Annotated in this window: 9 protein-coding genes; 3 read left to right on the top strand and 6 right to left on the bottom strand. The window is 55.4% G+C overall.

Features of this window, described 5'->3' with window-relative positions:
* The coding region (locus tag GSQ79_RS15820; RefSeq protein WP_158809666.1) for an IS3 family transposase at positions 1-641 on the top strand (641 nt) is incomplete at its 5' end.
* A gap of 274 nt (positions 642-915) precedes the next feature.
* Here the strand turns inward: GSQ79_RS15820 and GSQ79_RS15815 are convergent.
* Entirely contained in the window at positions 916-2,007 is a 1,092-nt protein-coding gene (locus GSQ79_RS15815; RefSeq protein WP_158809661.1) for a hypothetical protein, read from the bottom strand.
* Positions 2,008-2,246: 239 nt separating this feature from the next.
* A complete protein-coding gene (locus tag GSQ79_RS15810) occupies positions 2,247-3,416 on the bottom strand; it encodes a UDP-galactopyranose mutase (RefSeq protein ID WP_158809660.1) in 1,170 nt (389 codons plus the stop codon).
* Between the two features lie 397 nt (positions 3,417-3,813).
* Here GSQ79_RS15810 and GSQ79_RS29635 point away from each other — a divergent pair, with 397 nt between their 5' ends.
* Positions 3,814-4,200: a hypothetical protein gene (locus GSQ79_RS29635; protein WP_246725377.1), complete on the top strand. Its 387-nt coding sequence runs from the start codon at positions 3,814-3,816 to the stop codon at positions 4,198-4,200.
* A 420-nt stretch (positions 4,201-4,620) separates the two neighbouring features.
* Here the strand turns inward: GSQ79_RS29635 and GSQ79_RS15800 are convergent, their stop codons facing one another.
* Positions 4,621-4,974, bottom strand: a complete 354-nt coding sequence (locus GSQ79_RS15800; protein WP_158809659.1) for a hypothetical protein — start codon at positions 4,972-4,974, stop codon at positions 4,621-4,623.
* Between the two features lie 135 nt (positions 4,975-5,109).
* On the opposite strand from GSQ79_RS15800, the gene GSQ79_RS15795 reads away from it, so the two are divergent.
* Entirely contained in the window at positions 5,110-6,768 is a 1,659-nt protein-coding gene (locus GSQ79_RS15795; protein ID WP_158809658.1) for a type IV secretory system conjugative DNA transfer family protein, read from the top strand.
* Between the two features lie 7 nt (positions 6,769-6,775).
* On the opposite strand, the gene GSQ79_RS15790 is transcribed toward GSQ79_RS15795, so the two are convergent.
* Genes GSQ79_RS15790 through GSQ79_RS29625 form a run of 3 tightly spaced genes read right to left on the bottom strand, consistent with a single transcriptional unit; the run spans position 6,776 to position 8,099 of the window.
* Positions 6,776-7,360, bottom strand: a complete 585-nt coding sequence (locus GSQ79_RS15790; protein ID WP_158809657.1) for a hypothetical protein — start codon at positions 7,358-7,360, stop codon at positions 6,776-6,778.
* A complete protein-coding gene (locus GSQ79_RS29630) occupies positions 7,344-7,772 on the bottom strand; it encodes a hypothetical protein (RefSeq protein WP_246725376.1) in 429 nt (142 codons plus the stop codon). The genes GSQ79_RS15790 and GSQ79_RS29630 overlap by 17 nt, the downstream gene beginning before the upstream one ends.
* A 54-nt stretch (positions 7,773-7,826) precedes the next feature.
* On the bottom strand, positions 7,827-8,099 hold the full coding sequence (locus GSQ79_RS29625; protein WP_246725375.1) for a hypothetical protein: 273 nt from the start codon (positions 8,097-8,099) through the stop codon (positions 7,827-7,829).
* Between the last annotated feature and the right edge of the window lie 360 nt (positions 8,100-8,459).

Here is an 8,459-nt window from a genome sequence, read left to right as displayed (position 1 = left end):
GGATCTGGCGACGGGAGGGGCTGAAGGTCCCGCAGAAGCAGCCGAAGAAGGGCCGGCTTTGGCTCAACGACGGATCGTGTGTTCGGCTGCGGCCGGAGCAGCCCAATCACGTCTGGTCGTACGACTTCGTCGAGGACAAGACCCATGACAAACGCAAGGTCCGCATGCTGAACGTGATCGACGAGTTCACCCGGGAATGCCTCGCGATCCGGGTCAGCCGGCGGCTGAACGCCACCGACGTCGTCGATGTGCTGTCGGACCTGTTCATCCTGCGCGGCGTGCCAGGGCACATACGTTCAGACAACGGCCCTGAGTTCATCGCTAAATCGGTTCGGGAGTGGATCGTCGCCGTTGGAGCGAGAACGGCTTACATCGAGCCAGGAAGCCCCTGGGAGAACGGCTATTGCGAAAGCTTCAACGCGAAGCTCCGTGACGAACTTCTCAACGGCGAGATCTTCTACTCGTTGAAGGAAGCGCATGTCATCATCGAGAGCTGGCGGCAGCACTACAACGCGATCCGCCCGCACTCATCGCTCGCCTACCGACCACCTGCGCCTGAAGCCTTGGTGTGGCCGGCTGCGCAACCCGGACCCGCTACGCCAGCCACACCAGCCCTCGCGCTCCGGCCCACCATGAACTAACATAAACCCCGGACCACTCCGCGGGGACCGGACACCCATCATACAGTCTTCGTGCATAGTGCATAGTAAGCTGCAAGCTGGAGTAGCGACGCGGCATAAGTACTTCGGCGGCTCGCCTCAAAGATCTTGATTTAGCGCCACGCTCACGAGGCGACCCGCATCATGTAACGGCGTTGCACAAGACGACAGACCTTTTCAAGCAGTTGGGCGCTTGTGGCGACCTTCGGATTTGCACCCTTTCGATGACGCAGCCGAGGACCAGCATTTCTATAGTCTACATAGGCAGCTTGCCGTTGAACCTAGCTACAGACATCAGGTATTCCTCGTGACCTCGGAAGGATATCAGATCGGTCACGGGGCGCTGCTTACCTTCGATGAGTGGGCCCTGTCTACCCAAGAGCTGCATCACGTCTTGATAAAAATAACTTTTTTCACAAAAGACGGAACGCCTAAATGGCGCTTGCTTAATCCAATAAGTTGCTGGCGCTGCCATGACGACTCGGACGCGACGAGCTAAATCACCGGATTCGACATCAGCAGAGCTAAAACGAAAGAATTCGGATAGAGGAAAGTCACCAAACTCTTTACCAGCCCCATCGTTGTGAATGAAGACAATTGCTCCGCATGCCGCAGCCTCTCTTGCCATTCGATCTTTGCCTGGGAAATGGCCAAAGTCAATGTATATTGAACTATTTCTATAAAGCTCTACAAGACTCTCGCTGGAAAAACCTGTGAGCGCCAAATGTTCGATGTCTTTTGCGCCCTCAAAGAAGCGGGACGCCAACGCGCCTCCTTTCTGTTTGTTGAATATGATACCACTTCCTCGTTTTCCCGGATTGATGCCGTCGAACCTATATATCTCTGATACATAGTCGCCAAGTCTATACACTTTCTCCGCGTCCATTTCTACGAGGAACCTATGTGCGTATTCGCTTTGAAAAAAATGTATCAATTTATCGTCGGCAAAGATGCCATCTTTGATATGTTTATCTAGCAACTCTGGATGCTTTTTTATCACGTTGTCGACCGACAGCCACCATATTGCGGTAGAAGCCGGCGCGAACTGCTTATAATTTGCTGCAAATATTTCTGGAACCACAATCAGCCTATTGTCTTCTAGTGAGAACGCACTCTCCGCCTTTGGCGCGTAGTTGGCGAAAACGCTTAGACACTCGTTGCTTGCAGGCTCCGAGCAGACAACGTTGTTGCCGAATCGTGTGTGATTTGCGCCATTGCCATAATAGGCAATCCTCGACCGAACCCCATATTGATTAAAGGCATAATTTGCCTGGTGAATGGCCTCAGTTCCGCCCGTGACGAAGATAGGACATACGAATGTGATGCTTTCGAAACCACCTAACGGCATAGGGTCACCTTTGTCTCAACGCCTGGAAACCAGGGTATTTATCTCCTGATAATCGCACGAGCTTGCGCTAAACTGATGCTGGAGCCAGAACTGTCTAAGGCTCTGTGATATCGATGAGCCTAGCAAATAGGCGTATCGATCGTTTATGATGGAAACATCGGTAAGTGCGGCAAACGCGCTTGCAGATTCTTGTTCACACGGTACCCATGTCGGGAATGCTTCCGTTCATAAGCGGGGGCTTAACACCGATTGGCCTGCAACCACTTTTCGGCGCCTGTGAGAGACTGATTAATGACTTGATCCATGTCTAAGTATTGGTAAGTGCCGCATCGTCCTATAAATGAGATTCTCGAAGCATCGAGTTCCGATAAGCACGTGTAACGTCGATAAATTTTTTCGTTAAGCCCGTCTGCGGTTTTAACTGGATAGTACCGTTCCATAAAATTGTCCCGATAGTCGCAGGGCTCTTCCCGAGTAAATGTACGACGATAAGTCTCATGTTCAAGATGGTTTGGCATTAGATGCCATGCCGTCTCGCGCGTGTAGGGACTCGAGTCTGTGTAATTTATAACGCTGTACGGAAGTACAAACGGGGACCAGGGTGCTTCAACTTTATCGATTTCAACGGAGCGATGATGAAATCGAATGGACCTATAAGGCAGTTCCCCTTCTCTGAAATTATAGAATTCGTCAATAGGCATGGAAGCGAAGCAATACCTTACATCGCTTAACATGGCCTGGTCAAATGAGGTATCTAATGAAACTTTAATTAGCGGATGATCCAATAAATTCTTAAAAAAACTTGTGTAACCTAAATTTGGCATAATTTGTGTGTCAGACGTAGGAAAATAAGTGTCCGTTTGATCAGTCCGCAAAGGAATTCTCTTTATTACAGACGCTGATAGATCCTCAAGGTTTACTCCCCACATCTTTTTCGTGTAAGGTCTAAAAAACAAATCCGTCAGTAAGGTGCCTATTCGAGATCCAAGATACTCGGCTGCATTACTTGGATTTGCGACTGGAATTGCGATTTTTTTCAGATGTTCCTTTCCTTGATCAGATGTTGAAAATGCGGTTCCGAAGACTGCGTTGATTGTGTCGAGATTGATCGGCATTGCCGTCAAAACGCCAGAAGGAAGTTGCGCTCTTACTCTGTGCGTGAACGAGGTCCAATGTGCATACTTCTGCACCCACGCGAGGACGCGTTCATTTGCCGTATGAAAAAGATGAGGTCCATAACGGTGGACCCTGATGCCGTCTGGACCTGTCTCATCAAATGCATTACCAGCGATATGCGATCGCTTGTCGATGACATGGACTCTGACGTCGGCCTCTGCCAAGCATCTAGCATACACCGCTCCGGCGAAGCCCGCTCCGACTATCAAGACGCTTCGGCGTTCGACGTTCATCAAAACCTTCTTAGGATTGCCGGACTTAGACTGCGCTTACAGAGCGGCGGGTTCGCAGATGCAAACATGGGAGATCTGGCTTGTGCGAAGCATGTGTTGGCCTGCCCGATCTGCATCGTAAGCTGAACACAATGATTCGCTGGCAGTTAACGTAAAGCCGAGCGCATAGCCTACGCCAGACCGTCATCGCCATTTCTCAGAAATTGGAATATCGGCGCTTATTTTTTCGGTCATGGGCGCTCCATTTCAACATGGTTTCTCATTCGGCCACGCTAATGGTTCGGATGGCTGAATTGGCTATGCGGCACCCCCGACGATATCCATAAGCTTTGCGTAGTCAGTTACGACGTCGTACTTCACCCGCCTTCGAAAATACGAAGAGTTATACGACACCCACGTGGAAAGCGGGCGCAGCAAGCTGCGCCCGGCAGATCGCGAGCGCAGCCTGCAAGCGCTTATGACCACGAACCTTCTGAAGCGCCTTGAAAGTTCGGTCGAGGCGTTCCGTCTCACCTTGCGCGCACTCAGCGGCAACATCGTCCGGACGTTGGACACCATCGCAAGCTTTGAGCGCTCCGGCGGGTCTCAGACCGTCGGCGACTATCTAGCCGATATTTCGCTGGATGATGAAGCCGACGATTTTTCGATCGTAGTACACGCGAGCGTCAGGAATTCGACTCGCGCCAGAAAAGTTTTGAATCGCACCTCGTCGAACGCGGTGGCGTTGGCCGCGACTTCGGCCGCGAAATACTCCCCGATGGCCCAAGGGAGCAGGGTGAAATAACGACCGCGTAGCGAAACGGTGGTGATCCCGTAGACCAAGGCGGCCTCCAGGCTTTGATCGAGGCCACGAACGCCTACAATATCAAGCCCTTGGGTTCCGTCACCCAACCCATCCCCCCAAGCTAAGTCCATTTGTCCCCCACCAAGAGATATTGTCGCATTTGCGGACTGCAAGTCGAGGAGTCCATGGGGGTATCGTTCCTACGAGAGTCGCATCGAGCAGACTAAAATACCTCCGCGAACTCACGATCAGCGTAGTAGCGAACCTTCTGGGCGATGACGGGCGCCTGGCCCTGGAGGAGCAGGATTTCGAGGCTGGAATGCAACCGCATAGGCCTTGAGCCGAGGCATGGGCATATCGAGAAGCGACGGATAGTCGATGTCGAGGACGCCGAGCGTAATGGCATCGCCGTAGCCGATGTCACATGGATCGGCAGTCGCGCGCCGGCCAGCTCAGCTGAACGTCCGAGGAAACGCCGCTGTGCTCGTCCTCCGCCCGCGCCGCGGCTGCCCTGAGCGTCTCCGGCTTGGAGACTACGCCGTCCTCGCTCGGGATCTCCCGCACCTCGCGGAAAATCTCGTCCACCCGACCGGGCGCGTTGTCGCCGGTATGGAGCAGGTCGAAGTCTCCCGTCGCCCGATAAGGTGAAAAGGCGCGGTTGCGCGCCCTGGCGATGTCGGGGTATCCCGAGTGCGCGTTTTTTTTTTGCGGGGACGATAGCTCGTCCTTTCCACGACTACGCTGCATCTTACCGCATTCAAGAAGCAAGGACATATAAGATATTGCCAAAATCACCATTACGATAGTGTCATTTTATTTGATGCCGTTTTTACTTTTTAGACCTACAGCATTAACATGCTGGAGACCGACAAGCGCACTGGTCGAATTTACCGCTGAGCCCAAACGTCAATGATCAAGCTTTATGGATGCATCCTCCTTGTCTTCTTTTTGGGGTACCCCGCGGCAGCACTGTTAACGCACGGTCTCGATCCAACTTTATGGCCGACCGAAGTTGTCGCGCCAGGTGAATGGTTTGGCTATTTACCTTCGGTGCAGCCGGGTAAACTTTTTTTCGCTTATTGGCAGATGATGATCGGCCGCTCGCAAGCCTTCGCGAACGGCGGGATCATAACTTTCGCTTGCCTTCTTGCGCCAATCGTCGTCGCGGGCGTGCTGGTGTTTTTTGGGAAGCCGCTTGCCCTGCTCCGAGATGAATCGGGGCTCTATGGCACCGCGCGGTTCGCGACCTCGTCTGAGATGTCGACCATGAGCCAAGGTCTTGAGCTTGGTATCAATCCCGAGACCGGCACTCCTGTGCGCGTAAAGGTACAGGGGACGCTCGTTACGATTGCACCGCCTCGGATGGGCAAAACCTCTGGATTCCTCATTCCCAACCTGGCCTTTCCCGAGTCACAATCTTGGGATGGACCGGCCGTTGTCCTAGACACCAAAGGCGAAGTCTATCGCGCTGTCGGCGATCGCCGTCGCGCGCTCGGCCGTGAGGTCGTGTGTCTCGATCCGCTTGATTTGGTGCAAGGAAACGGCCGTTGGAATCCCCTCGCGAAGATTGATCCGGCGGACGTACTTTACATGCAGCGCACGGCGCTCGCGCTGTTACCAGAAGGGTCCGGTGGAGGCGATGAAGCGTCTGCCTACTTCCGCAACAAGGCCGTCGATCTTCTCACCGGCGCGATGTTCGTTGCCCTTCAGTCGGAGACGCGAACGCCATCGGCGATGCAGTATTACCTTGCGAACGACAACGCCTTCATCGCGGCACTTAAAATGAGTGATGCGCCGGCGGCGCGTGCCGCTCTCGACATCATGGAAGCGGATCCGAAAACGCGGGATCCCATCAAGGCCACCGCGTCTCAGGCGCTGCAATGGCTCGCTGACGATCGGCTGCAAGAGCTTGTAAGTCGGAACTCCTTCAACCTGTCCGATCTTTCGTCCGGCAATATCGATCTCTTCATTGCCATTCCGCCTGAGTACAAGCGCATTCTCGCGCCCTTCCTCCGTTGGCTTCTGTCGGACATTTTTGCGAGCATCCGCCGAAATCGTCCAAAAGAGCGCGTTCTTGTATTCGTCGACGAAGCGGCAGCCCTGGGCCGTTTCGATGAGATCCTGACCGCCGCTGGGGAGCTTCCGGGCTATGGCGGAAGCTTGTGGACCTTCTGGCAAGATAGGTCGCAGATCATTGCCCTTTACGGCGAGGCTGGCGCGTCGACGATCCTCAATACTGCCGAGGTCGTGACCATCTTCAATCTTCCCGCCGTCGACCCCGACGAGACCGAGCGATGGTCCCGCACGATTGGTGATTATACGGCCCTCGTTGCAACGAGCAGCCAGTCAGGCAGCAAAGAAACAAAGTCCAAATCGTGGACGCCGCAAGCGGCGCGATTGATGGCGCCAAGCGCGCTCATCACCATGCCGAAGCACGAGCTCTTGGCGTTTGTCAACGGCGGTGGTCGCGGGAGCCATCCGATCAAACTTCGGAAGACGGTCGCGCATATTGACCCGCGTTTTGAGCGTTTGGTTCAGAGCACGCCACCGGTTGGAACCACCGGTTAAGACCTATCTAGTTGGCAGCGCGAAGATACTGCAGGGGAACGCGGCCTTCGGCGTAGCCGGTACCGGATACCCAATAGCGGAGAATTGCGACGTTGCCTTCGATCCGCGCGAGAACGTATTTTGAACCTGGAGCCGCCGTTTCTGACGACATCAGGCCCTCCGGGCTCGTCCAATCAACACGTACCGGCTCAGTGCTGTCTATCACGACCCACTGCTTGGGGGTGTGACGGTAGGCCGTTACGGCAGATGCGAATAAAGCAATTATGACCGCACCCGCCATAGCGAGCGGTATGACCCGGTACGGAAGACGCGCCCGCCAGATCTCAAAGCGACTCGCGGTCGTCGCGATGATTGCTCGCTGTTCGGGCACCGCGTTTTCGAGCGACCGCACGAGTTCGCGTCGATGCGCGGGGGTCAACGCGAGTTTGGGATCGGCAATTGACTCAAAGCGCTCGCTCATTGGCTTTTTAAGAAGGCGATCCAATGCCTTCTTGCTCGCTTCACGCTTCGCAGCCGCGTCGGCTTTTCTGGCTGCAGCCGCCTGAGCCTCGGCGGCAGCATATTGGGCAGTCACTTCATCCTTCGACGGCATCGATCACCCAAAGCGCTGCAGGCTTCACAGCCTGCATGGCCGCGAGCCGAAACGCGGTAAGATCCTTCATGATGCGGTTCGCCACCGCAGGCGAATAGGCTTTGATGAGGGCCTGCTTGTCGATCGCGGGAATGCCACGCAAGCCGGACGCCGCCAAGACGGAGCGGGCCTGATCGTCGAGCATGAACTGCCGCAAGTGCTCGACAACCGCCGATCCAGCCGCCTTCTTGAGAAGACCGGGATCGATAGTGCCGCGAAGCTCATTCGCGATAACAAAGCGCGCTGCGGCCCAACCCTTGGCAGCATGCAGGAGCTTGCTGGCGTCAGCTAGCGCACCCGCTTCGGCAGCGGCGACGACAACGATACCGACCTCGATTCCGTTCTCTCGAAGATCATCGATAATATCTGGCATGACACCAAAAACGCTTCCCGACTGGTTGGCACCGAGATCGAGGATCGTGGGGCGCTAGATTTGGTAGAGCGCATTAATAAGAGGGTCGAGTTCTTGCCGGGCCGCCTGCCCGCCCGTGCGCTCGATCTCTTCTCGGCTTGCCCGCATCGGAAAATAGCGGACCGTTCCCGACTCGTTGGGCGCTTCGGATAGGCCGAACTCTGTTAGCCTGTGGACCGACTCGAGCTCCAGGATCGAAACGTCTGTCACGGCTTCGGCGAGTGCGCGGGTGACCGTGGTCTTTCCGATGCCACCGGTCTCCTGGGCGACGATGAGAAGTCTGGGCATGCCTAATCCTTTTTGAAAAGATGTTGGTGTTTGTCGCGCTGACTGCGACGAATCTCGTCTTCGCTCAGGGGCAGATCATCCGGGCCCGTCTCCGGCGGCTCACGAAGCTCTGGGGCCAGGCGCGCTCTCGCCCTCTCGGGCGCTGGTGGCGGATCGTCGCCTACACCCTCGGTGGCCACATCCTTCCGACGTCCTCGCTTTTGGCCTTCGACCGCGCTGGCGATCGCATGAGCTCTGAGTTTGGTGACGATAGAGGTTAGGCGACGGACGGAGATCGGCCGCCTATCCGCTCCTTCGGTTACCCCCTGCTCTGCCAATCCCTGAGCTATCGCGCTCCACGGCGCCCCATCCTCCGACCGC

The organism is Beijerinckia sp. L45 (assembly GCF_009765775.1).
Taxonomy (GTDB): Bacteria; Pseudomonadota; Alphaproteobacteria; order Rhizobiales; family Beijerinckiaceae; genus RH-AL1.
Note: the sequence above shows the minus strand (reverse complement) of the source record. Positions and strands in the feature narration are given on the sequence as shown.

Coding starts and splice junctions, on each gene's coding strand:
- GSQ79_RS15815 (WP_158809661.1), bottom strand. CDS start 2,007: ATGCCGTTAGGTGGTTTCGAAAGCATCACATTCGTATGTCCTATCTTC.
- GSQ79_RS15810 (WP_158809660.1), bottom strand. CDS start 3,416: ATGAACGTCGAACGCCGAAGCGTCTTGATAGTCGGAGCGGGCTTCGCC.
- GSQ79_RS15800 (WP_158809659.1), bottom strand. CDS start 4,974: ATGTCCTTGCTTCTTGAATGCGGTAAGATGCAGCGTAGTCGTGGAAAG.
- GSQ79_RS15795 (WP_158809658.1), top strand. CDS start 5,110: ATGATCAAGCTTTATGGATGCATCCTCCTTGTCTTCTTTTTGGGGTAC.
- GSQ79_RS15790 (WP_158809657.1), bottom strand. CDS start 7,360: ATGCCGTCGAAGGATGAAGTGACTGCCCAATATGCTGCCGCCGAGGCT.
- GSQ79_RS29630 (WP_246725376.1), bottom strand. CDS start 7,772: ATGCCAGATATTATCGATGATCTTCGAGAGAACGGAATCGAGGTCGGT.
- GSQ79_RS29625 (WP_246725375.1), bottom strand. CDS start 8,099: ATGCCCAGACTTCTCATCGTCGCCCAGGAGACCGGTGGCATCGGAAAG.